Annotated in this window: 20 protein-coding genes; 15 read left to right on the forward strand and 5 right to left on the reverse strand. The window is 70.5% G+C overall.

Annotated elements, in window-relative coordinates; genetic code table 11:
• Positions 1-80: 80 nt before the first annotated feature.
• The 6 genes from AB0N02_RS12245 to AB0N02_RS12270 all read left to right on the forward strand — a co-directional run bounded on the left by AB0N02_RS12245 (position 81) and on the right by AB0N02_RS12270 (position 7,892).
• On the forward strand, positions 81-779 hold the full coding sequence (locus AB0N02_RS12245) for a pentapeptide repeat-containing protein (protein WP_363945203.1): 699 nt from the start codon (positions 81-83) through the stop codon (positions 777-779).
• A gap of 173 nt (positions 780-952) precedes the next feature.
• Entirely contained in the window at positions 953-1,492 is a 540-nt protein-coding gene (locus AB0N02_RS12250; protein ID WP_363945205.1) for a DUF4262 domain-containing protein, read from the forward strand.
• A 445-nt stretch (positions 1,493-1,937) separates the two neighbouring features.
• Positions 1,938-3,959: a hypothetical protein gene (locus tag AB0N02_RS12255; RefSeq protein ID WP_363945207.1), complete on the forward strand. Its 2,022-nt coding sequence runs from the start codon at positions 1,938-1,940 to the stop codon at positions 3,957-3,959.
• Between the two features lie 358 nt (positions 3,960-4,317).
• Positions 4,318-6,183, forward strand: a complete 1,866-nt coding sequence (locus AB0N02_RS12260) for a potassium transporter TrkA (protein ID WP_363945209.1) — start codon at positions 4,318-4,320, stop codon at positions 6,181-6,183.
• A gap of 300 nt (positions 6,184-6,483) precedes the next feature.
• Positions 6,484-7,323 carry an alpha/beta fold hydrolase gene (locus AB0N02_RS12265; RefSeq protein WP_363945210.1) on the forward strand — a complete coding sequence of 280 codons (840 nt, stop codon included), beginning with the start codon at positions 6,484-6,486 and terminating at the stop codon, positions 7,321-7,323.
• Positions 7,324-7,559: 236 nt separating this feature from the next.
• Positions 7,560-7,892: a YciI family protein gene (locus tag AB0N02_RS12270; RefSeq protein ID WP_363945211.1), complete on the forward strand. Its 333-nt coding sequence runs from the start codon at positions 7,560-7,562 to the stop codon at positions 7,890-7,892.
• Between the two features lie 148 nt (positions 7,893-8,040).
• Here AB0N02_RS12270 and AB0N02_RS12275 read toward each other — a convergent pair whose 3' ends face one another.
• Positions 8,041-8,577 (reverse strand): TetR/AcrR family transcriptional regulator, encoded by a 537-nt coding sequence (locus AB0N02_RS12275; protein WP_363945212.1) that lies wholly within the window; start codon positions 8,575-8,577, stop codon positions 8,041-8,043.
• 79 nt (positions 8,578-8,656) lie between these two features.
• Here AB0N02_RS12275 and AB0N02_RS12280 point away from each other — a divergent pair, with 79 nt between their 5' ends.
• A complete protein-coding gene (locus AB0N02_RS12280; protein ID WP_363945213.1) occupies positions 8,657-10,189 on the forward strand; it encodes an MFS transporter in 1,533 nt (510 codons plus the stop codon).
• A 103-nt stretch (positions 10,190-10,292) separates the two neighbouring features.
• On the opposite strand, the gene AB0N02_RS12285 is transcribed toward AB0N02_RS12280, so the two are convergent.
• Both AB0N02_RS12285 and AB0N02_RS12290 read right to left on the reverse strand, forming a co-directional pair.
• Positions 10,293-10,592 (reverse strand): hypothetical protein, encoded by a 300-nt coding sequence (locus AB0N02_RS12285; RefSeq protein ID WP_363945214.1) that lies wholly within the window; start codon positions 10,590-10,592, stop codon positions 10,293-10,295.
• Positions 10,589-11,185, reverse strand: coding sequence for a hypothetical protein (locus AB0N02_RS12290; RefSeq protein WP_363945216.1), 597 nt, complete (start codon positions 11,183-11,185; stop codon positions 10,589-10,591). Before AB0N02_RS12290 ends, AB0N02_RS12285 begins: the two co-directional genes overlap by 4 nt.
• 530 nt (positions 11,186-11,715) lie before the next feature.
• Between AB0N02_RS12290 and AB0N02_RS12295 the strand changes: the two genes are divergently transcribed.
• The gene (locus tag AB0N02_RS12295) at positions 11,716-12,072 is read left to right on the forward strand and encodes a hypothetical protein (protein ID WP_363945217.1); all 357 of its coding nucleotides are present in this window, start codon (positions 11,716-11,718) and stop codon (positions 12,070-12,072) included.
• Positions 12,073-12,511: 439 nt separating this feature from the next.
• On the opposite strand, the gene AB0N02_RS12300 is transcribed toward AB0N02_RS12295, so the two are convergent.
• Complete coding sequence (locus tag AB0N02_RS12300; RefSeq protein ID WP_363945219.1) at positions 12,512-14,173, reverse strand: alpha-amylase family protein; 1,662 nt, start codon at positions 14,171-14,173, stop codon at positions 12,512-12,514.
• Positions 14,174-14,314: 141 nt separating this feature from the next.
• Between AB0N02_RS12300 and AB0N02_RS12305 the strand changes: the two genes are divergently transcribed.
• From AB0N02_RS12305 to AB0N02_RS12335, 7 genes are all read left to right on the forward strand, one after another.
• Positions 14,315-14,710: a hypothetical protein gene (locus tag AB0N02_RS12305; protein WP_363945221.1), complete on the forward strand. Its 396-nt coding sequence runs from the start codon at positions 14,315-14,317 to the stop codon at positions 14,708-14,710.
• A 339-nt stretch (positions 14,711-15,049) separates the two neighbouring features.
• Positions 15,050-17,320 (forward strand): protein translocase subunit SecD, encoded by a 2,271-nt coding sequence (gene secD / locus AB0N02_RS12310; RefSeq protein ID WP_363945223.1) that lies wholly within the window; start codon positions 15,050-15,052, stop codon positions 17,318-17,320.
• A 161-nt stretch (positions 17,321-17,481) separates the two neighbouring features.
• Positions 17,482-17,700 carry an EF-hand domain-containing protein gene (locus AB0N02_RS12315; protein ID WP_363945224.1) on the forward strand — a complete coding sequence of 73 codons (219 nt, stop codon included), beginning with the start codon at positions 17,482-17,484 and terminating at the stop codon, positions 17,698-17,700.
• Between the two features lie 446 nt (positions 17,701-18,146).
• On the forward strand, positions 18,147-18,710 hold the full coding sequence (locus tag AB0N02_RS12320; protein ID WP_363945226.1) for a calcium-binding protein: 564 nt from the start codon (positions 18,147-18,149) through the stop codon (positions 18,708-18,710).
• Between the two features lie 182 nt (positions 18,711-18,892).
• The gene (locus AB0N02_RS12325; protein WP_363945227.1) at positions 18,893-19,147 is read left to right on the forward strand and encodes a hypothetical protein; all 255 of its coding nucleotides are present in this window, start codon (positions 18,893-18,895) and stop codon (positions 19,145-19,147) included.
• 20 nt (positions 19,148-19,167) lie between these two features.
• Positions 19,168-20,658, forward strand: coding sequence for a hypothetical protein (locus AB0N02_RS12330; RefSeq protein ID WP_363945419.1), 1,491 nt, complete (start codon positions 19,168-19,170; stop codon positions 20,656-20,658).
• Between the two features lie 49 nt (positions 20,659-20,707).
• Positions 20,708-20,884 (forward strand): hypothetical protein, encoded by a 177-nt coding sequence (locus AB0N02_RS12335; RefSeq protein WP_363945229.1) that lies wholly within the window; start codon positions 20,708-20,710, stop codon positions 20,882-20,884.
• A 158-nt stretch (positions 20,885-21,042) separates the two neighbouring features.
• On the opposite strand, the gene AB0N02_RS12340 is transcribed toward AB0N02_RS12335, so the two are convergent.
• Entirely contained in the window at positions 21,043-22,428 is a 1,386-nt protein-coding gene (locus tag AB0N02_RS12340; RefSeq protein ID WP_363945230.1) for a hypothetical protein, read from the reverse strand.
• Positions 22,429-22,480 lie beyond the last annotated feature (52 nt).

A 22,480-nucleotide genomic window follows, 5' to 3' on the forward strand; every position in this document is an offset into this window, starting at 1 on the left:
TTCGGGGCGGGCGGGCGCGGGGGAGGTCGGGCGGTGGCTCCGGGTCGAGGATGGGCCGAGCGTCTGCTTGGATGCTCGGCATGGACGTCACAGAGCTGCTGGCGGAGAAGCGGAACATCGAGGGCCTGAACCTTTCGGGGATGGCGCTGACCGATGTTCTGGCGGCGGAGCCGTACCGTTTCACGAACTGCGACCTGACGCGGGCCGATCTGAGCGAGGCCGATCTGGCGGGTCACGTCTTCGAGAAATGCGTGCTCGACGAGACCGACTTCCGGGGCTCCGACCTCGAAGGCGCCCGGTTCGAAGGCGGCGGAGGGGCGAAGACCAGGTTCGGCCGTGCCGAACTGACCGACGCGACCTTCGTCAACGCCGACCTGTCCGGTGCCGAGTTCGGTAACGCGCTGCTGACCGACGTGAACTTCACCGGCTGCCGGATGATCGGGGCCCGCCTCACCGGGGCCCGGGGCACGTCCTTCTTCCTCTCCCGTTCCAACCTCACCCTGGCCGACCTGTCCGGGTGCTCGTTCCGTAAGCACGAGCTGGAGGGCATCCGGTTCGACGAGGCCAACCTCGCCTCCTGTGACTTCACCGGTGCCGTTTTCACGGACTGCCGCCTCATCCGCGCCAGGGTGGTCGACACCAGGTTCACCAAGGCCGACCTGCGGGGCGCGGACCTCGGCGAGGTCGACGACGGGCAGCTCCGTGCCCTCACCGGCGCGATCATCAGCTCCAGCCAAGCCGCCGCCATTCTCGCCGTCCGTGGACTGACGGTGCTGTGAGGACCCCGCCGTGTGCTCACCCGCGCTGGAACCCGTGAAGCCCTGCGGATCCGGGGAGCCCTGCGGATCCGGGGAGCCCTGCGGATCCGGGGAGCCCTGCGGATCCGGGGAGCCGGCTCGGTCGGGTGGGCCCTGTTGAGGTGACGGGCGGGGCGGCCAGTACGCTCAAAATCATGTTCGACCAGCTCACCTGTCAGTGTCTCCTCTGCGTCGCGCACGATGTGGAGCTGGATGAGTTCGACCGCGACACCATGCGGAAGGTCCGTGAGCGCGGGTGGGTGGTGATCATGGTTCCCGAGGACGAGGACGGCCCGGGGTGGGCGTTCACGGTCGGGCTGTGGCACACGTTCCGCTCCCCCGAGACGGCCATGTTCGGGCTGGACATCGAGGTCATGCGGGACTGCCTGAACACCCTCGCCGACGAGATCGCCGCCGGGAACGGTCTCGTGGCCGACCAGGAACGGGACGACGTCATCAGGAACTACTCGGTCGTCACGAGGAACGTGGACCAGAGCTGGTACCGGTCGCTGTTCGGCATGGCGCTGCACTTCTACCAGAGGCCTCCGCTGCCCTTCATGGAGGTGGTCTGGCCCGACAACGCGGGCCGGTTCCCCTGGGACCCCCGCGCGACGCCGCGGCTGCGCGAGCTCCAGCCCTCGCTGTGGATCCCCAAGGACGACCACGCTCCGGGGCCGTGGACGAAGCTGCCGTGAAGGGCGGTAGCAGGTAGCGACAGGCGGCCCCGTACATCGTCCGCCCTGACGGGGAGTCCCGCCCTGACGGGGAGTCGGACGGCCTGGCGGGGAGTCGTACGGTCTGGCGGTGGTCGACGGCGTTCGACGGCGGCCTTCGAGAACGGTCTTCGGCAGGGCGGCCGCCGTACATTCGCGCCGACCAGGCCTATGACACCGCATCGCCGTACCGGCGCCCGGCACGAGCAACCCAGGAGGTGGCCGAGGGGTGAGCGTTCCAGGAGGAGCCCACCGCCCGTTCACCGTCACTTGACGTGAGCTGTCCACTGTTGAAGCACTGACCGGGGCCGTTCCCATATGGGAGGGGCCGGGACGCGGAAGAATGATCCCTGCCCGAACCTCCGGCGATTCCGGAGAAGCGAGTCATGCCTGACCAGGTCGAAGGCATGGGACAAGGGAGCACGTGATGCGCACCTACTTCGAGCCGGACGAGGACGAGGAGTTCGAGTCGGCCAAGGAGCTGCTGATCCGCCGCTGTCTGGCCTGGGCGGACGAGCGGGACATGCGGGCCGAGGTCGTGATGCTCTCGGCGGTCCTGGACTCGCGGCACCGCAGCCTGGACGGGCGGCTGGCGTACTGGGACCCCGTTCAGATACGGCGGTTCCTCCTGGAGTGGATTCCCCGGTATGTCGTGGCCGCCCAGGACGTGCTCGACGCCGGGCCGGAAAGCCTGCTGACGTTCCTGCGATACCTGACCGCCTCCGGTCTGCGCGATCCTCGGGGCGCGGGCCTGGCGGAGCTGGAGGCGGCCGTCGTCTCGGTCGCGGCGGAGTACCCCGCCGCACTGGTGGATCCGCTCCGGCAGAGCATCGGCAAGTTCTGGACGCGGACGGCGCTCGACAGTGGCGTCGATCTCACCGACCCCGCCGCCCTCGACAGGTTCCGACGGGACGTCAACGCAGGACGGATCCCCTACGACGCCGACATACTCGACAAGCTGAACATGGCCCGGTTCCTGGAACCGGAGGCCGAGGAGGAACGGGCTCTCGCCCAGCCTCCGGTGACCCTTCCCGGCGCTGCCGCCCTCTCCGAGGCGGCCGCCCGTAGTGAGACCGTACGGCGGCTCACCGCCCTGACCGAATGGGTGGGGACGGAGGGGCGCCCGCTCACCGCCACGGGCAACCTGAGGCTGGCCGACGCTCGCGCGCTGGCCGAACTGCTCGGCACCGGGGAGCAGGAGCTGAAGGTCCGCGGCTCGGCCGAGATGCGACAGGTCGGCCTGCTGATCGCCTGGGCGAAGAAGGCACGCCTGGTGCGGGTGAGCAAGGGGCGCCTGCTCCGGGTGGCCAGGGCCACGCCGATCCTGCGCGACCCGCGGGCCCTGTGGCGGCGCGCGTTCGAGACGTTCTTCGAGTTGGGTACCGCGGTCGGCGCCCCCGCCTCCGGGCGGGACGACCCCTCCATGCTCACCGAGCTGTTCGACGAACTGCTCCCCGATGTTCTGAACACCGTCTACGGCATGCCGGGCCCCGTCCCCGTGACCCGGCTTCAGGAGACCGTGTGGCTGACCTGCCAGGAATACTTCATGATCGAACCGGGTGAGGAGGAATCCCAGCAGGAGACGTGGCGCCGGCAGGTCGACCTGGACCTGGTCGCGGCGTTCGAGGTCCTGTCCGGCCTCGGAGCGGTCGAGCTGGGGCACGGGGTCGCGGACGAGCTGTACTCCAGCGACCTGCGGGGAGCGAACCCGCTTCTGCCTCCCGAGGCGTGCGAGCGGCTCCTTCTCCGCTTGGCCGAACCCGGCCCGCTGGTCCGGCTGTCGCCCCTGGGACTGAGCGCCGTACGGGAACGGATGCTCGCCGCGGGCAGGGACGCCCCGCTCGTCGGAGAGCTCGCCGACGCCCCGCCCGCGGAGCTACTGGGCGTGCTCGCCCAGCACTACACCCCGGAGAGCACCGTCGTCGAGCTGGAAGGCTGGCTGGCGAAGCACGGCGGAGACGTCGAGCCGCTTCTGGACGCGGTGCGCGGGTGTCCCTTCCGCACGCGGGCGGCCGCGCTGCTCAGGACACTCGTCGAGGCACGCACCGACGGCGGGTTGATACTCGAACGGCTGCGCCGCGATCCGGTGCTGGGCCCGATCGCCGTGACGACCCTCCTGGAGGCCGGAAGGCTGCGGCCCGAGGATCTCACCCCCGAGGAGCAGCTGTCACTGATGGCCGAAGGGCTGCTCGGCCTGCTGGAGCTGGGCGGCCCCGAGGCCGTCGCGGACGAGGTCACCGAGATGCTGGGCGAAGACGCCCTCGGGATGATCGAGGCGGTGCTGAGCGCGGGCCATCCCGCGGGCGCGGCCATGGAGGAGTTGCGCACGCTGGTGGCCGAACCGATGCGGGCCCGGTCTCACCGGTTGCGTCTCGTGCACGGCTCGGCCCACGGGTCACGTGGTCGCCGCGGCGGGCACACCAAGCGCGGTGGGAAGCGCAAGCGCTGAGGCCTTTCGAGCCGGGACCTTTGAATCCGCCAGGGCCTTTGAAGCCGGAACCTTCGAAGCCGCCACGTCCCATGGCCGCCTGACACGAACGGCCATGGGACCGCCGATCCGCCGGATCCCACCGGACTCAGACCCGCCCGCGTCGCCGCCCCCTCCGCCCCCTCCGCCCCAGGGCCTGACGCTCGTACGGAACAGCCTTCCTCGCCGCGGCGGGAATCGCAGGAGTGGCACGCCATCGCGGAGGAAACCGCGCTCGAAGTCGTGGAACGTGCCATATTTCATGGATTTGCGAACACCAGAGCGACCTGCAATTTTTGTGCGATTGTTGGTCCGGTGTTCACCTACGGGGAGGGGTCCGGTGTCGAAACCGACGTTCCGGGAACGGTCGCGATACTGGTTCGACAACACCATGTCGAGGGGCACGGTCGCCCTGATCGGCTGGCTCGCCCTCATCTCCCTGGGGCTGATTTTACTCGTCACGCTGCTGAGCCTGTGGCTGACCCCGCGCGACGCCGCCAAGAACAGCGGTTTCCTCGGTGTGCTGTGGATGTCGCTGATGCGCACGCTGAGCCCCGGCAAGATCGCCAGCGACAGCGGGAGCACGCCGTTCATCGCGCTGATGTTCGTCGCGTCCATGGGCGGCCTGTTCATCGTCAGCGCCCTGGTCGGCGTGCTCTCCAACGGGCTCAAGAGCAAGTTCGAGCAGCTGCGCAAGGGTAAGTCGCGGATCATCGAGACCGGGCACATCGTGATCCTGGGCTGGTCCGAGCAGGTTTTCACGATCGCCGCCGAGCTGGTCCAGGCGCACGCGAGCGACAACGGGTCGGTCATCTCGATCCTGGCCGACAAGGACAAGCTCGACATGGAGGACGACATCCGGCGGCACGTGCCCGACACCGGCCGGACCAAGCTGGTCTGCAGGACCGGGCGGCCGACCGAGCCCGCCGACCTCGACCTGATGAACCTCGACTCCGCCCGCTCCGTGGTCGTCCTGTCCCCGCAGGGCGACGACCCGGACGCGCACGTCATCAAGACACTGCTGGCGCTGGCCAAGCGCGCGGGCGACCACCCTCCGGTGGTGGCCGCGATCGCCCGTACCGCGAACATGGCCGCCGCCCGGCTGGCGGGCGGCCCCGACGTCCTCCTGGTCGACTCCGACGACACCGCCTCCCGGCTCATCGTGCAGTCGTCGCGGCAGTCCGGCATGTCCGTCGTCTGCATGGACCTGCTCAACTTCGACGACGGGGAGATCTACCTGCGCTCGGACCCCGACCTCACCGGGATGACGTACGGCCAGGCGCTCCCGGCCTACCAGACCGCCACGGTCATCGGCCTGCGCGGCCCCGGCGGCGTCCTGCTGAACCCGCCCGCGGACACGATGATCACCGCCGAGGACGAGGTCATCGTGATCGCCCACGACGACTCGCTGATCCATCTGGCCGACGGCATGCCCGAGGCCCTGGAGGAGTCGATCGTCTCGGCCGAGCACGTCCGGCCCGGCCCCGAGCGGACCCTCGTCCTGAACTGGAACGGCCGGGGCCGTCAGGTCGTCCGCTATCTCGACGGCTACGTCTCCCCCGGTTCCGTGCTGGACATCGCCTCCGACCACCCCGACGCCACGGTCCCCTTCGAGGGACTGGTCAACCTGACGGTGAACGCCAAGGAATGCGAGACCACCGACCGCTACGCGCTGGAGTCACTGGGCCTGGGCGTCTACCAGCACGTGATCGTGCTCTCCGACGACCGCTATCCCACCGAGCACGCCGACACCCGTACCCTGATGACCCTCCTGCAACTGCGCGACATGCAGGCCACGCTGGGCGAGCGGTACTCGATCGTCAGTGAGATGCACGACGAGAACAACCGGAGCCTGGCCGAGGTCACCGAGGCCGACGACATCGTGATCAGTGACACGGTCATCGGCCTGCTGCTGGCCCAGCTCGCCGAGAACAAGCACCTGGCCGAGGTGTTCGGCTACCTCTTCGACTCGCGGGGCTCGGAGATCTACCCGCGCCCCGCCTGCCGGTACGTCCGTACGGGAGAGCCGGTCAGCTTCGCCTCGGTGATTGAGTCGGCCAGGCGCCGGGGCGAGACCGCGATCGGCTACCGCCTGGCGGAGCGGGTGAACGAGGCCCCGCACTTCGGCGTCGTGCTCAACCCCGACAAGTCCCGGCCGCTGCGCCTGGGCGAGGGCGACTCGGTGATCGTCCTCGCCGAACGCTGACCGTCACCGCCCCGGGAGAAGGAGGACGCCCTCGAACCGATCACGGTCGACCGCTGACCGTACGCCTGGGGTCCCCGTGGTGCTCAAGAAAAACCGGGCGGATACGGCGTGCGCGTCCGGCCAGTCTCTGACGTGACTTGACGTGACTTGGCAGGCACCGAACTCGGTGGGCAGAGGACGCCCGGTGATCTCGCGGTGTGGCCCCGCTTGACCTTGACACGGTGACAAGGCCTTCACTGTCGCCAAGGAGGTGGTCCCGATGGCCATGCCGAGACAGGACACGGTGGCAGTGCAGGTGTCATGACCATGATCTACAAGTCCGAGGCCGGTGGACGCGAGCTCCTCGGCCACTACCGGCGGGTGCTGGACGCCTGGCCGGTTCCCGCCGAGCACGTACGGGTGCCGACTCGCGAGGGCGAGACCTTCGTCCTCGTCTCCGGCCCGCGGGACGCGCCGCCCCTGGTGCTGCTGCACGGCTCGGGCGCGAACACGTCGATGTGGCGAGGGGATGTCGCCACCTGGTCCCGGTACTTCCGCACGTACGCCGTCGACCTCGTCGGCGAGCCGGGCCTGAGCGCGCCCTCGCGCCCCGCCCTGGACTCCGACGCCGTGTCACTCTGGCTGGACGACGTACTGGAAGGGCTCGGGATCACCGACGCCGCGTTCGTCGCCACGTCCCTCGGCGGCTGGATGGCCCTGGACTACGCCATCCGCCGTCCGGAACGGGTGACCCGCCTGGCCCTGTTGTGCCCCGGCGGCGTGGGACGGCAGAAGGTCGGCTGGATCTTCAAGGCCCTGCTGACCCGCCCGTTCCGGCGCGGTGGACTGCGCGAGTCGGCGATGGCCGTCGCGGGACTGGACGGGGAGAGGCACCGGCAGGCACTCGACGCCGTCGTCCTGACGTTCACGCACTTCAACCCGCGCAGGGAGAGGCTCCCGGTGTTCCCCGACGACGCGTTGCACGGCCTCCCCATGCCCGTACTCGTCATCGTCGGTGGCCGTGACGCCATGCTCGACTCCCACCAGACCGTACGGCGCGTCCGTGAGTGCGTCTCGCACTCGACCGTGATCCTGCTCCCCGAGGTCGGTCACGCCATCTTCGGCCAGGCCGAGCCGATCGCCGAGTTCCTCCGGGCCTGAAGTACGGCTCCGGCCGGGATACGGCCGGAGGCGACCATGAGCCGATCATGTTCGTAATCCCGGAAGCAGGCCGGAGCCTCTCCTCGGCCCGGGGGTCTTCCGGCCCTCACCGTCGCCCCGCCGCCGGTCGGGGAAGGAACGGGAGAAGATCCGTTGTTTTCCCGCCAGGGGAGTAGGATCCGGCCGTCCCCGCCTGTCGGAGGACAGGGGATGAACACCGATTCGAGGAGAAACCGATGGCCCGGTACGGAATCCTGGTCTACTCGCCGGCCCCGGCCGACCCGATGGCCCTCACACCCGACCAGATGAGGCTGCTGGAGCGCTACCCCGCCCAGGTCGAGGAGCTGGGCGGCCGGATCGTCACCGGGTTCGCGCTGCACCCCAGCACCACGGCCACCTCGGTCCGCGGCGACGTGGTCACCGACGGCCCGTTCGCCAAGGCCGATGAGGTCGTCACCGGGTTCTACGTCCTGGAGGCGCCCGACCTGGACGCGGCCCTGCGCATCGCCAAGCTCAACCCGGTCGTCCGGGACGGCGGCGTCGAGGTCCGGCCGCTGTTCGCCGGGTGAGCGGCGACGGTTGGGGCTCAGATTGATCTGACGCCACCGGCCGACTCAGAATCGATCTTCGATGTGGTAGACGGGTGGACGCACCTCCTTTCCGGCTTCGGGCGTCTCCCCCTCCGATACGGCGAAGGCCGCGGTCCCCGAACCCGGCCTAGTCCACCAGCTCGATGATCCGCTCGATCACCCTCTCACGCAGGGCCTGCGGCAGGGTCACGCCCGGCGTGACGTCGTAGCCCCACAGCCCGTCCGCGGCCATGCGTGCGATGAGGCAGAGCAGGGTCCGCTCATCGGATCCGGCGTCACCGTCCTCGGGGAACCAGCGCTCGCTCAGCCGTACCCACGGCGCGACCCAGTCGGGCTCATGCGCGCCCTCGGCCATCAGGCGCAGGTCGAGCCGGGTCGGTGTGGCGGTCGTGGCGCGCACGTACGCGATCGTGCGTTCTCTCTCGGTCGCCTCGGCGGGGTCCTTGCCGAGCGCGCGGCGCATCGTGGCCTCGGCCTGCCCGGCGAGGTGGGTGTGGATGCCCGTGATCAGATCGTGCTTCGTCGGGAAGTGGTAGATCAGGCCGCGCTTGGTGACTCCGGCCTCGGCGGCCACGGCGTCGAGGGTGAGCGCCGCCACTCCGTGCTCCTCGATCACGTGTAGCGCGGCCTCGATGATCGCGGGCCGAGCGCTCGGTCGTGCCATGGCAACCTCCTCACCGGGCTCCAAACTATACCAAGTGGTGAAGTAACCTACTTGGTGAAGTAATCGAGATGGAGACCCCATGACCACCCTCCGCGCCGGAGGCCGCACCTGGGTCGGCCTCGCCGTCCTCGTGCTGCCCATGCTGCTCATCGCCATCGACGGCATGGTGCTGCTGTTCGCCCTGCCCGCGATCACCGAGGAGCTGTCGCCGACCGGCACCCAGCAGCTGTGGATGCTGGACATCTACTCGCTGATGATCGCCGGGCTCCTCATCACCATGTCGTCCCTGGGCGACCGGATCGGGCGCCGGCGGCTCCTGCTCGTCGGCGCGGTCGGGTTCGCCGGGGCGTCCGTGCTCGGCGCGCTCGCCACCGCCCCCTGGATGCTGATCCTCTCCCGCGCGCTGCTCGGCGTCGCCGGATCGACGATCATGCCCTCGACGTTGTCGCTGATCCGCAACATGTTCCTCGACCGCGGCCAGCGCCGTACCGCGATGGCGGTCTGGGCGGCGATGGCGGCCGCGGGCGCGGCCGGCGGCCCGATCGTCGGCGGGTGGGTCATCGAGCACCTGAGCTGGCACGTCGCGTTCCTCATGAACATCCCCGTGATGATCGTACTGCTCGCCCTCGCGCCGATCTTCGTGCCGGAGAGCCGCAATCCCGAGCCCGGCCCGATCGACGTCGTGAGCATCGTGCTGTCGCTGGCCGGGATGATCACGCTCGTCTACGGCATCAAGACACTCGCCGAACAGAAGCACGTGCCCGCGGCGCTGGTGTGCCTCGTCACCGGCCTGCTCCTGGTCGCGCTCTTCGTCCGGCGGCAGCTGCGCCGCGAGACCCCCATGATCGACGTGCGGCTGTTCCGTGTCCGCGCGTTCTCCGGTGCGGTGACCACCGACCTTGTCTCGGTGCTCGCGATGATCGGCTCGCTGTTCGCGCTCACCCAGTACCTGCAACTGGTGGTCGGCCTCAGCGCGATCGAGTCGGCGCTGTGGCTGCTGCCGCAGGCCGCGGTCTCAGCGGTCGCCGGGTTCATCGCCGCCGCGCTCGTGCGCCGTATCCCGGCGTCCGTGCTCGTCGCGGCCGGCATCCTCGTCACCGCCGCGGGATTCTCGATGCTGCTCGGGCTCACCCCCGGCAGCGGGGCTGCGCCGGTCGCGATCGCGCTGTGCCTGGTCGGGCTCGGAGCGGGCGTCGGCATGACCCTCACCAACGACATCATCATGAGCTCGGTCCGGGGCGAGCACGCCGGCCAGGCCGCCGCGATCAGCGAGACCGCCTACGAAATGGGCACGGCGCTCGGCACCGCGATCTTCGGCTCCATCCTGATGGCCTTCTACCGCGGCGACGTCGCGGGAGCGGCCGGCCTCGCCCTTCCGGCAGGCAGCGCCGACGCCGCCGGGGAGACGCTCGCGGCCGCGCTCGCGATCGCCGCCGACCTCGGCGGCTCGGCGGGTCAGGCTCTCGCCGCCCTCGCGACCGGAGCGTTCACCGACGCGCTGGCGTGGACCGGCGGCATCGGGGCGGTGCTCCTGCTCGGGACCGCGATCTTCTCCGGAATCACGTTGCGGGGAGTGTCGGCGCACGCCGACCTCACCGAGATCGAGCACTGAGCGCGACGAACGCCCCGGCGCGAGCGCAACCGGTCCCCGCACGTCACGACGCCTACCGGCCGCCCGGCCCGCGACCGCGACGCCTCCGCGCCCGGCCGCCCGCTCAGGCGATCAGGTCACCGGTCGGGTCGTCCGTCCGGCCCTCGGCCTGGGCCTGGGCCTGGGCCTGGGCCTGGGCCTGGGCCTGGGGCTGGGGCGGGGGCGGGCTCTCCGGCCGGGAGGCGGCCCGGAAGCGGGCCGCCTCCTGATAGGCCGTGATCACGGCGCCGGACATGGCGATCGGCACGATCAGAAGAAAGATGAGGGACGCTGTCAGGCCCAGAGCGTCCAACAGGATCAGGAGCACGACGGGTGCGACGATCCCACCGGTGACCCACTCGGCGGGCTTTCCGGGGAGGTTCAAAACCATTCCGTCCGTTCGTACCAGGGCCCCTGAAGGTGCGTGTAACCGACTTCGTGCTCCTGCGGGGGCTCGCCCTTGGGGCTCCACGCCAAGTCGTGGGAACCGAGGAAACCCGTGTCCTTCAGGTAGAAGAAGACGACGTCGTCGACCCGCCGCACAGCCGACACGGGGTACAGTCCCACCCATCCCCCGTCGCTCTCGGGTTGCCTCCCTGCCACGATCTCCCGGGCGAGGTGCTCCATGCTCGCCTCCGACAGCGCGAAGCGGGCGGTGTAGGGGACATTGAACGCCACGAGGCCGATCGCGATCAGTCCGACGACGGGCACCACCGCCCAGCGGAGCCAGTACCTGCGCAGGGTGGGACGGCCGTCCGCGCGGAACAGCCCCACGACGAAACGGGGAATCCAGATGACGGCGACTCCCAGCCCCAGCAGGGCTCCCAGGGTCGTCGTCACGAAGTAGCCGCCGGGAACGCTCGTGCCGTACAGCAGGAGGAGGGCCGAGAGTGCGATGGCGGGGATCAGCAGGCGCCCCGGTGGACCGGTCAGTACGCGGGTGAGCGTCGGCAGGCTCGGTTCCGCGAATCGCGTCATCGGCGAGTCCAGCGGCCACTCAGGGGCATTTCCGAACATGGCGCAATCTAACGCGCCAATGATCGAGATGACCAGCGCCCGTCCGTCACCTCAGGGGAGCGCCGCATCGGCGTGAACGACGGTTCGGGGCGGTATGGACGATGCGGGCACCCGGGGACGGCGTGCCAGGAGACTCCGCTGAGCGGGTTCCGGCGGGCCGCCCCGAGCGCCGCGGCCGGACTAAGCGGCAGTGATCATGAAGGCCAGACCCAGCAGGACGACGACGGGGATCAGCCACACCACGGCCTCGACAGCGAACTCCTTGTACACGGTCAATTTCTCCCTTTAAGTCCCACTAAATCCATAAAACTGGCCATGCGAAGCATATGTGCATCTGAGAGTGGTCCCGCACCCGGCCCTCCACCACGGAGACCCACCGGCCGCACACCCCGCCCCGAGAGCTACCCGCGTCCCCTTTCGGAGGATCCCCCAGCATCCCACCGCTTCGCTAAATGTAGTGTTATGACTACTTTTAGTGAAGGAGTGGGATGATGACGGACTCGCATCACGAGCACGAGGACATCCTCGGCAAGCAGCTCGTGCTCGGCACGGGCTTCACCGAGGAGGATCGCCACGAGATCCTCGAACGGCTCACCCCCGTTGGGAAGCGGCTACGCTCCTACCCCGGTGATTCGGTGGAGCTGCGGCTGAGCATCAAGAACCGTGGTGAGGAGACGCAGCGGCTGACCCTTGAGTGCGTTCTCCCCGGTGTGGAGCCCCTGGTGGCGAACTCGGAGCGGCCCGACCTGTCCAGCGCGCTGACCGAGGTCCGCGAGGACATGATCCATGAGTTGGAGCGGGTGAAGACCCGGCGGGATCCACGCCACGACCGCCCCCACCGACCGTGACCCGCCCCCGCCACCACGTCCCGTGATCCCGATCCTCTCGATCCCGATCCTCTCGACGCTCTCGGGCGCCCTCGGGCGCCCCACTCCGTGAGGCCCCGCCGTGCCGAACCTCTCGAAGCGTCGTTCTCCGGACCGCTCCCGGGAACGTCGACCGGGTGACGCGCCGCTCATCGGCGCCGGCCGGGTCCGTCCCGCCACTCGCCGTACCGGCGCCGCAGAAGACCTCCGCACGGCGAGCGGTCGAGCACGGAAGCCCCTCCGCACGGCGAGCGGTCGAGTGCGGAAGCGCCCTCCGCGCGACGAGCCGTCGAGCACGGAAGCCCCTCCGCGCGACGAGCCGTCGAGTGCGGAAGCGCCCTCCGCGCGGCACGCGTCCGAACACATGACGAGCGGTCAAGCGCGGAAGCACCTTACGCACGACCAGCCGTCGAGGCGGAGGTCACCGCCCCTTGGCCGAGGCGTCCTCCAGGGGCTGGTCGGGAGCCGCGGAGCGCAGCCAGCGGGTGCCGTACGGCTCCAGCTTGAACCTCACCCGGCCGTCCTTCGGGAGGTCGAGTGTGCCGTCGACCAGCAGGTCGGTCAGCACCCGGTGGCCGTCCACGCCCTTGAGGACGAAGTCCACCTCGGCCTCGCGGTCGGCGAAGTTGTGGACGGCGACCACGGTGCCGCCTTCCGCGTCGGCTCTGTGGACCAGTACGGCGTCGTCCCCGGAGGCCAGGACGTCGTAGTCGCCCCAGGCCAGTTCGGGGGACTCCCGGTAGCGTTCGACGAGCATCGTGATCCAGTGGAGCAGGGAGTCCGGGTCGCGGCGCTGGGCGTCGACGTTGACGTTGCGCGGGCCGTACCTGCCGGTGGGGGACGGGACGGGGGTCTTCGGGCGGACGGGCGAGAAGCCGCCTTCGGGGGTCCACTGCATCGGGACCCGGACGGCCATGCGGCCCTCGCCCTTCAGGTTCTCGCCGAGGCCGATCTCCTCCCCGTAGAAGAGCACCGGGGTGCCTGGCAGGGAGAACAGCACGCTGTAGGCCAGTTTGAGCCGCCGTAGGTCGCCGTCGAGCATCGGGGGCAGGCGGCGGCGCAGGCCGCGGTCGAAGACCTGCATGCTCTTGTCCGGGCCGAAGGCGTCGAAGACCTCCCGGCGTTCGGCGTCGGTGAGCTTGTCCAGGGTCAGTTCGTCGTGGTTGCGGATGAAGGTGGCCCAGTGGGAGTCCTTCGGCGGGGCCGGCCGCTGGCTCAGGGCGTCGGCGAGGGCCTGGGGGGTCTTGCGGGCCATCGACAGGTGGAAGCGCTGCATGCCGATGAAGTCGAAGCACATCGTGACCTCGTTGCCGTTGCCGTCGCCGAAGTACTTCATCAGGTCGGGGTAGGGCAGGTTGACCTCGCCGAGCAGGATGGATCCGCCGTCGCGGCGGTTCATGAAGGCGCGCAGGTCGGCGAGGAAGGAGTGCGGATCACCGCTGATCCCCTCGATCAGGAACGGCACCGCGTCGACCCGGAAGCCGGACAGGCCGAGTTCCATCCAGAATCCGAGGATGCGGGCGATCTCGTCGCGGACCTCGGGGTTGTCCAGGTTCAGGTCGGGCTGGAAGCGGTAGAAGCTGTGCAGGTAGTACTGGCCGGTCTTCTTGTCCGGTTCCCAGACGCTGTTCTCCCTGTCGGGGAAGACGATCGCCCCGGGGTCGACCGGGTCGGGGTCGTCCTTCCAGACGTACCAGTCTCGTTTGGGCGAGTCGCGGCTGGATCGGGACTCCTTGAACCAGGGGTGCTCGTCGGAGGTGTGGTTGACCACCAGGTCGGCGATGACCCGGATTCCCCGGTCCCTGGCGGTCCGCATGAACTCCACGAAGTCCCCCAGCGTGCCCAGACGGGGGTCGACGGAGTAGAAGTCGGTGATGTCGTAGCCGTCGTCGCGTCCCGGGGTGGGGAAGAACGGCATCAGCCAGACACAGGTCACGCCGAGCCGGTCGAGATGATCGACCTGCTGGGTGAGTCCCCGGAAGTCTCCGATGCCGTCGCCGTTGCCGTCCTTGTAGGTCTCGACGTCCAGGCAGTAGACGACGGCGTTCTTCCACCACAGATCGGCCGTGTTCGTCAGTCGCATGCGCCCCGCACTACCCGAGCCGAATGCCTTTATAGAGATTTATTACCAGCAAACCGCTTTATATCCGCCGATCCGGCGGTGACCGGCGGACATGTCCCGGCCAGGACGGCTACGGTGGAGGCGGAACCCCGAAGGAGGAAGATGCGGCAGCCGAGGCACGGCGCGGCCCTGAGCTGGCTGCTGGCGCTGCTGTTCCCGCTGCTCGTGGCCGGAGGACCGGGCACGGGCGCCGCGACCGTCCTCCTGCGGCATCCGGCGGTCGTCTCGATCGCCGCCCCGCAGCATCCGCTGTCCCACCAGGTGCCCGCCGCCGAGCGGCGGCACGACCTCGCCGCGGCCCTCACCGGAACCGCGGCCGGAGGCGGGAGCGGGAGCGGAGGCGGAGGCGGTCACCCGGTCGCGGCCCCTCCGCCGGATCTCCCGCGCCACCTTCTCGCCACCGGCTCCGGCTCCGGTCCCGCGGGCGGCGACGTTCCACGCCCGCTGCCGACCCCGCCGGTCGGGCCGGCCCGGGCCCCGCCCTCCACAGGCGCCTGACCCACCCCGGAACCGCTCCGGGGGTTTCGCCGTATCCGCGAACACCCCGGAACCGCTCGGGGCGCTTCGCCGTACGCGCGAACGGTCAGGCGACTCCTTCCCGGTTTCCCGGCTTTCCCGGTACAGCCCGGCTCCCCGGCGTGATCCGGCCCCCGGCCACGGCCTCCCCGGCCCGTGCCCCGGTTCCCCGTCACGCTCTGGTCCCGGCCTGACCCGGTTTCGGCGTGATCCGGTTTCCGGTCCGACCCGGTCTCCGGAGTGATCCGGTTCCCCCGGCGTGGCCGGGGTCGCCCGGGTGTCTCGCCGTACCCGAAAACCTCTCAGCCTGTGGAGGCTCCCATGTCGCGTGCCCCCGTGGTGCGCGCGGTGACGGCGCTCACCGTCATCGCCCTATCCCTGTTCATCGCGTTGACCATGACGCCACGCCTGGGTCTCGACCTGCGCGGCGGCACCCAGATCGTGCTGGAGACCAAAGACTCCCCCACCACCAAGGCCGACGCCGAGGCCACCGACCGCACCCTTGAGGTACTGCGCCGCCGGGCCGACGCGCTGGGCGTCGCGGACGCTCCGCTGGCCCGTTCCGGCGAGCGGCGCATCATCGTGGAGCTGCCCGGCGTGCAGGACCCGGCCAAGGCCGCCGAGGTCATCGGCAAGACCGCGCAGCTCACCTTCCACCCCGTCATCGCCCAGGCCGACGAGACGACGAAGGCGAAGAACGGCGAGCAGATCATCTCCGACGAGGACGGCGCCAAGCTGCTCGTCGGCCCGGCCCGGCTGACCGGGAACGGCGTCAGCGACGCCGAGGCGGGGATGGACGTCCAGCGGGGGGGCGGCTGGTTCATCACCCTGGACTTCCGCGACGAGGGCCGCAAGGAGTGGGCGAAGCTGACCGGTGAGGCGGCGTGCAACCCGTCGGGCGACCCCAAGCGGCGGGTGGCCATCGTGCTCGACTCGAAGGTCCTCATCTCACCGCAGGTGAACGAGGACGTGGCCTGCGGCGTGGGGCTGACCGGCGGCTCGACCCAGATCACCGGCTCCTTCAGCACCGAGGAGGCGCAGAACCTGGCCGCCCTGATCAAGGGCGGCTCGCTGCCCGTGCCCGTGGAGATCGTCGAGCAGCGGACCGTGGGCCCGACGCTCGGCGCGGCGGCCATCTCGGCCAGCGCCGAGGCCGCCGTCATCGGCGTGGCGCTCACCGCGCTGTTCATCATCGTGACCTACCGGCTGACCGGACTGATCGCCGTCGTCGCCCTGCTCTGCTACGCGCTTATCTCCTACGCGGCGCTGGTCGCGCTCGGCGCCACACTCACGCTGCCGGGCCTGGCGGGCTTCGTGCTCGCGATCGGCATGGCCGTGGACGCCAACGTGCTGGTCTTCGAACGGGCCAGGGAGGAGTACGCCGCGGGACCGCGACTGCGGCCCGCGCTGGAGAAGGGCTTCCGCAACGCGTGGAGCGCGGTGGCCGACTCCAACATCACCACGCTGCTCGCGGCGGGGCTGCTGTTCTTCCTCGCCTCGGGCCCTGTGCGGGGCTTCGGCGTCACACTGAGCATCGGAGTGATCGCCTCCCTGCTCACCGCGATGGTGATCACCCGGGTCCTGGCCCAGTGGGCGGTGGCGCTGCCCTCCGTGGCCAGGCGGCCCCGGATCACCGGCCTGGCGCAGAGCGGCCGGGTCCGCGAGTGGCTGACCGCCCGGGGGCCCGACCTGATGCGGCGGCGGGTGCCGTATCTCGTGATGACCGGTGTGCTGGTCGCGGCGGCCCTGGCCGGGGTCGCGGTCAGGGGCCTCAACTTCGGGGTCGAGTTCACCGGCGGCAGGCTGATGGAGTACTCCACGAGCGTGCCGCTGAGCGCCGACGCCGCCCGCGAGCTGGTCGGCGAGGCGGGGTTCCCGAGCGCGGTCGTGCAGTCGTCGGACACGGGCGTCTCGGTCCGGACGGGCCAGATCGGGGCGGCCGACGAGGCGAAGATCAAGACCGCGCTGGAGGGCGCGGGCGGGCAGGTCACCAAGGAGCGCGACGAGCTCATCGGGCCGAGCCTCGGCGACGAACTACGCCGCAACGCGCTGATCGCGCTGGGCGTCGCGCTCGCCGCCCAGCTCGCCTACCTGGCCTTCCGCTTCCGCTGGACGTTCGGCCTGGCGACGGTACTGGCCCTGATCGCCGACGCGTCGATCGTGATCGGCGTGTTCGCGTGGCTGGGCAAGCCGATCGACGGGGTCTTCCTCGCCTCGATGCTCACGGTGATCGGCTACTCGGTCAACGACAAGGTCGTGGTCTTCGACCGCGTCCGCGAGCTGTGGGGGGCGCGGCGCAAGGCTCCGTTCTCCGAGGTGGTCAACACCGCGATCCTGCAGACCGTGCCCCGCACGGTGAACACGGGTCTCGGCGCGCTGTTCATCCTCGCCGCGCTGGCGGTGCTCGGCGGCGACTCGCTGACCGACTTCGCGGTGGCGCTGCTGATCGGCATCATCGTGGGCACCCTGTCCTCGGCGCTGGTCGCGGCACCGCTGGCGATCGAGTTCGAGAAGCGCGGTACGGCCCCGCCGCCGCGCCCCCAGGGCAAGCGGACCTCCCGGGTCCGGGAGGGGTCGGGAGCCGTGGTCTGACCGGCGTGGGCACACCCCGGTCCCGGAGCGTTCCGCCGGGACCGGGGCTTTCCCGTGGGAACCGGGGCTTTCCGTGGGAACCGGGGCTTTCCCGTGGGAGGGGAGGGGCCGCTAATGTGCGTGGGGTCTGATTTCCCTGCTGCCGAAAGGCGGATGCACCCGTGGCGGACGACTACGCGACGACGTTCAAGATCCTCGATGTCGACGGCGACGGCCTCATCTCGGCCGTCGAGATGACGCGTCTCATGGAGGTGCTCGGCCAGCCGATCACCCCCGAGGGCGCCGCCGAGGCCATCGCCAGGATCGACCTGGACGGCGACGGTCTCATCTCCCTGGAGGAGTTCGCCGGTTATCTCCAGTGGGCCTCCAACAGGTCCTGACGACCCCGGCCCTCCCGCCGGAGGCGTGACGTGTCGCGGTGAGACGGGAACACGACCCGCTCATCGCCGGGAACGCCGGTGACGCCGGAATGCGCACCGGAACGGGTCCGAGACACGAGGCGTGCTCCGGCGGGAGGAACGGGCCGCGGAATTCGGTGGTCCCGGAAAGCCGGCGGGCGTCATCCCTCACCGGCCGACGTGGTCGCGCGGATCTCCGGCCCCATGAATACCTACTCGCTTTTAAGACGATTTTGGGGGATTTAAATGAGCAAATCCCTGCACCGACCAGGCAGTACGGTAAAGCATTCGCCCCTGGCTCCCGGAGCTATTGACTCCCTGTCGACGGCCCAATAACTTAAAGTAGCCAAGCGGTTTCAAAATGGAGCGGAGGGGTAAGGTTCGATGCGTCACGTGGCCACACCACCCGTTCACGATCGAGGTGGCGCATGACGACCGCCGTCCTGGAGCGCGTCACACTCCGTTTCACCCTGCTCGACACGAACGGCAACGGCTATGTGGAGGCCGGTGACTTCGAGCGCCTGGCGAGGCGGATCATCGAGTCGGTGGCCGAGCCGATGGGTTCCGCGAAGGCGCTGGCGGTCCTCGAAGGGCATCGGCGCTACTGGCGAAGCCTGGCGGACGGTCCGGGCGCCGACCACGGCGCAGACGGTCCGGGCGCCGACCACGGTGGGGTCAGCCTCGGCGAATACGTCACCCGCGTCGCCGGTCCCGAGCGTTTCGACGACGCCCTGCGGGAGTACGCCGAGTCGCTCGCCTCCCTGGCCGACGTCAATGACGACGGATTCATCGAGCACGCCCATTTCGTCGCCTGCATGCTCGCCATCGGATTCCACCCCGACAAGATCGACGCCGTGTTCAGGGACCTCGACCCCCACGGCATGGGCAAGGTCGCCACCGGTGCCTGGATAACCTCCATCAAAGATTTCTACGTCAGCGAAAGAACGGACATCCCCGCTCAGCATCTGCTGGCCACTCCCGGCCTGAGCTGACCCGGATTCCGCGCAGCGGATCGGCCGCGCTCCCCGCCGCCCGCCATCCGGCCCGCTCCCCGCGACAGCGCCGAGCAGGCGGAGCCGACAGGCACGCGACCGGTCTCCGAGATCCTCCATCCGGCTTTCTCCGCGGGAGGTGAGACATGGCCGGAGGTCTCGCACGTGAAGTGATCCGGTCGATGAGACCGGTGTTCCCCTCCGAACCCCGTCCAGGACGCCACGACCTGATCGATCCGAGGGACGACGAGGATCCCTCCGGCGGCCCGCAACGGCACTGTCCGGACGACGCGAGCGGCGACCTCACCGCCGCGTACACCCGTGCCCTGCCCGCCTCGGCCTTCCTCCGGCTCACGGAGACGTGCGGGCGGGCGTGGGACCGGACGGACCTCGTCCACGAGCGCGTCGCCGCCTGGACCCTGGGGCGCCGACGGTGACCGGGTTCCCGGGCAGCCGGGTGGGCGGGGCACTGTGCGAACCCCGGGGGGCCAGACACCCCGTGGCCGTGATGACCGACCGGATCGCCGACATCTTCGTCGACCTGGGCTACCGGATCGCCGAGGGACCCGAGGTCGAGGCCGAGTGGTTCAACTTCGACGCCCTCAACATGGACGACGGTCACCTCTCCCGCGCCCTGGACCACGCCTTCTTCGTCGCGGACCCCACGGGATCCGGGCGCAGGTCGGGGCTGGTGCTGCGGGCGCACACCTCGCCGGTGCAGGTGCGGGAGATGCTCGGCTCCTCCCCGCCGATCCGGATGGTCTGCACGGGACGCGTCTTCCGTCCCGACCCGGCCGACGCCACCCACAGCCCGGTCTTCAGCCAGGTCGAGGGGCTGGCCGTCGACCAGGACCTGACCATGGCCGACCTGCGGAGCACGCTGGACTACTTCGCCTCCTCGGTGTTCGGCGAGGGCACGGTGACGCGGCTGCGCCCCCACCGGTTCGCCTACACCGACCCGTCGGCCGAGGTGGACGTGGCGTGCGCCGTCTGCCGTGGCGGGCGGGGACGCGGCGTGGGAGAGCCGTGCCGTACCTGCGGCGGTGAGGGGTGGATCGAGTGGGGCGGCTGCGGGATGGTCCACCCGCGGGTGCTCGCCACGTGCGGCATCGACCCGGACAAGTACAGCGCGTTCGCCTTCGGCATGGGGATCGAGCGCACGCTGATGCTCCGGCACGGCGTGGCGGACATGCGGGACATCGTCGGCGGCGACGTCCGCTTCGCCCTCGGTACGGCCGAGCCGCCGATCTCCTCCCGCGCGTGGCCGGGTCTCGGGCTGACCCGGTCGCAGAGCATCCGGCGCCTGGCCGGGCAGGCACTGGCCCGTGCCGGATACGTCGAGACATCGACCTTCCCCTTCGTCGGCGGCGACGTGTGGGACGCCTTCGGCCTGGCGGCCGACGATCCGCGCCGCGCCACCCTCACGCTGGTCAACCCGATCAGCCCGGGGGAGGCCGGGCTGCGCACCACTCTCCTGCCCGGCCTGCTGACCGCGCTCCGCCGCGCGGTGGAGCGCGGCGAGCGGCGCGCGGGGCTCTTCGAGCAGGGGACGGCCTTCACCTCCCCGCCCGTCGCGGGCGCGCCTCCCCGCCTGCCCGCCGACCGCCGCCCGACCGACGAGCAACTGTGCGCCCTGCAGGCCGCCATCCCCGCGCAGCCGCACCACCTGGCCGCCGTACTGACCGGCGCCTCCCGGTGGGACGAGGTGGTCGACGCGGCACGGGCGGCGGCGGGCGTGGCGGGGGCGAGGCTGACCGCGCGCCGGGGCGGACGGCCGCCGTGGCTGCCGGAGGGCTGCGTCGAGTTGCTCGCGGGCCGTACGGTACTGGGCCACGCCGGGGAGCTGTGCCCCGGCACGGTCAAGGCGCTGGGCCTGCCCGAGGGAACCGGCGCGATGGAGATCGACCTCACGGCACTGGAGCACCTGACCGCCCCGGAGGAGCCATGACCGTCGGACACCGATCGCCGCGGGCCGCGGGCCGCGGCGGGGAGGCGCCGTGACCCCCGAACGGCTCGCGACCGTCTACCTCGGCGGGCGCATCGAAGCGCTCCGCATCGTCTACGACACGGCGACGGCCAGGCCAGGCCAGGCCAGGCCAGGCCAGGCCAGGCCAGGGTTCGATGCCGAGAAGGGATCGGGAAGTTCCCGGCGTCCCGACCGGGAGAGTGGGTGACCGCGCGGCGCGGACCGGGTGCGGGGTTCGGCTCCGGCACCCGGTCCGCGCCGCGCGGAACCGGCACGCCGCCGGGCCGCGGGGGTGTCCCGCCGCGGTGCCCGGTACGGCCGGGCCCCGCGGGGGGCGTCATGGGTCAGACAGTGATCCGACGGTGATCAGACGGCGGCCAGGTAGACCTGTCCGAAGACCTCGGCGAGCTTCTTGAGGTCGGAGGTCACGTCCACCTCGGGGGTCGCCGGGTCGTAGACGGCGGCGATGCGGCGCTGGATCGGGGTGAACCTCTTCAGCTCGTTCCAGGCGGTCAGCCGGGTGACCGTTCCCTTGGCGTCCTGGACGCGGGTCCAGACGTTCACCTGCTGGGCGGAGCCGTCGAGGGCGGGCTTGGAGATCCGGGTCGCGATCTGCTGGGCGGTGACCTGCCCGACCAGGCCGGTCTCCTCGGCGGTGACCTGCGCCAGGACGTCCCAGGCGCGGGCGCGGACCTGGATCCACTGGTTGTTCCTGGCCTGCTCGGCGTTGATCTTCCAGGTGCCGTAGCCGCTCAGCAGTCCGCTGTCGAGGGAGACCTGGTCGACGCGGCCCGAGATCAGGTGCGACTCGATCCTCTCCGGGGCCAGCAGCGGGTAGCGCTTGCGCATCTCGGTCTTGCAGGTGTCGTCGGCGCCGCAGGCGAACTCGGGGACGACGGTGTGGACGCCCAGGCGCTTGCCGGGGGCCGCCTGGCGCAGCGCGGCCGAGGCGGCCGTGACGAAGGCGAGGACCTCGTCGTCCGTCTTGAACGTCGCGTTGTAGCCCAGCTGCGAGCTGAACCTGATGCCGGCCACCTCGGGACGCGAGGCCAGCGCGCCGACCCTCCTGACGGCCGAGGCGAAGGTCTCGGCTCCGGCCTTCCAGTCGTCGGCCAGCTCGGTGTCGATCCAGACCCGGAGCCGCGTGGAGCTCGCGGTGGTGATCGCCTGACCAGTGGGGGTCTGCGCGGCGGCGGTGATCTCCTGCGCGGTCGGAACCACGGCCTGGGCCGTGGGCGCGGTGCTCTGCGTGGTCGGGGCGACGGTCTGCGCGGTCGTCCTCCCCGAGGTCGTGGAGCCAGCCGTACCGCTCAGCTCGGAGCCCGCCTCGGTGCCGTCGCCGCCCTCCGCGGAGCCGCCGACCGAGCACTCCTGACCGGACTCGCACTCGGGCGTTCCGCCCTCGTCCTCCGCGCCGTCGGGGAGCGGGCTGTTCTCGTCGCGTACGGTGTCGTCACCCTCCAGGGCCGGGCAGGAGCTGCCGGCGGCCGAGCAGTCGATGAACTTGCCCTCCGACGGGGTGGCGGTCTTCAGGTTGGCCGAGTCGTTGCCGCCCCAGAACCTCGCGACGTCGAGGGCCTCCTCGGGCTTGGCCAGCCACTGGCACACGATGAACGCCGGGGTGTCGGCGCCCATCAGATCGTTGCAGCTGCGGTCGTCCTTCGGGGAGGCGGCGGAGGCGGCGGGCATCACCACGCTGACCGCCGCGAGCATGGCACCGACGGCGATGGTCCGTCGCAGGGTGAATCGCATGTCCTGAACTCCCCGGTAAAGCCGGTCAAAACGATCGTCTTGTACCTTATCC

Origin of the sequence: Streptosporangium sp. NPDC051022, assembly GCF_040683035.1 — a bacterium.
GTDB lineage: Bacteria > Actinomycetota > Actinomycetes > Streptosporangiales > Streptosporangiaceae > Streptosporangium.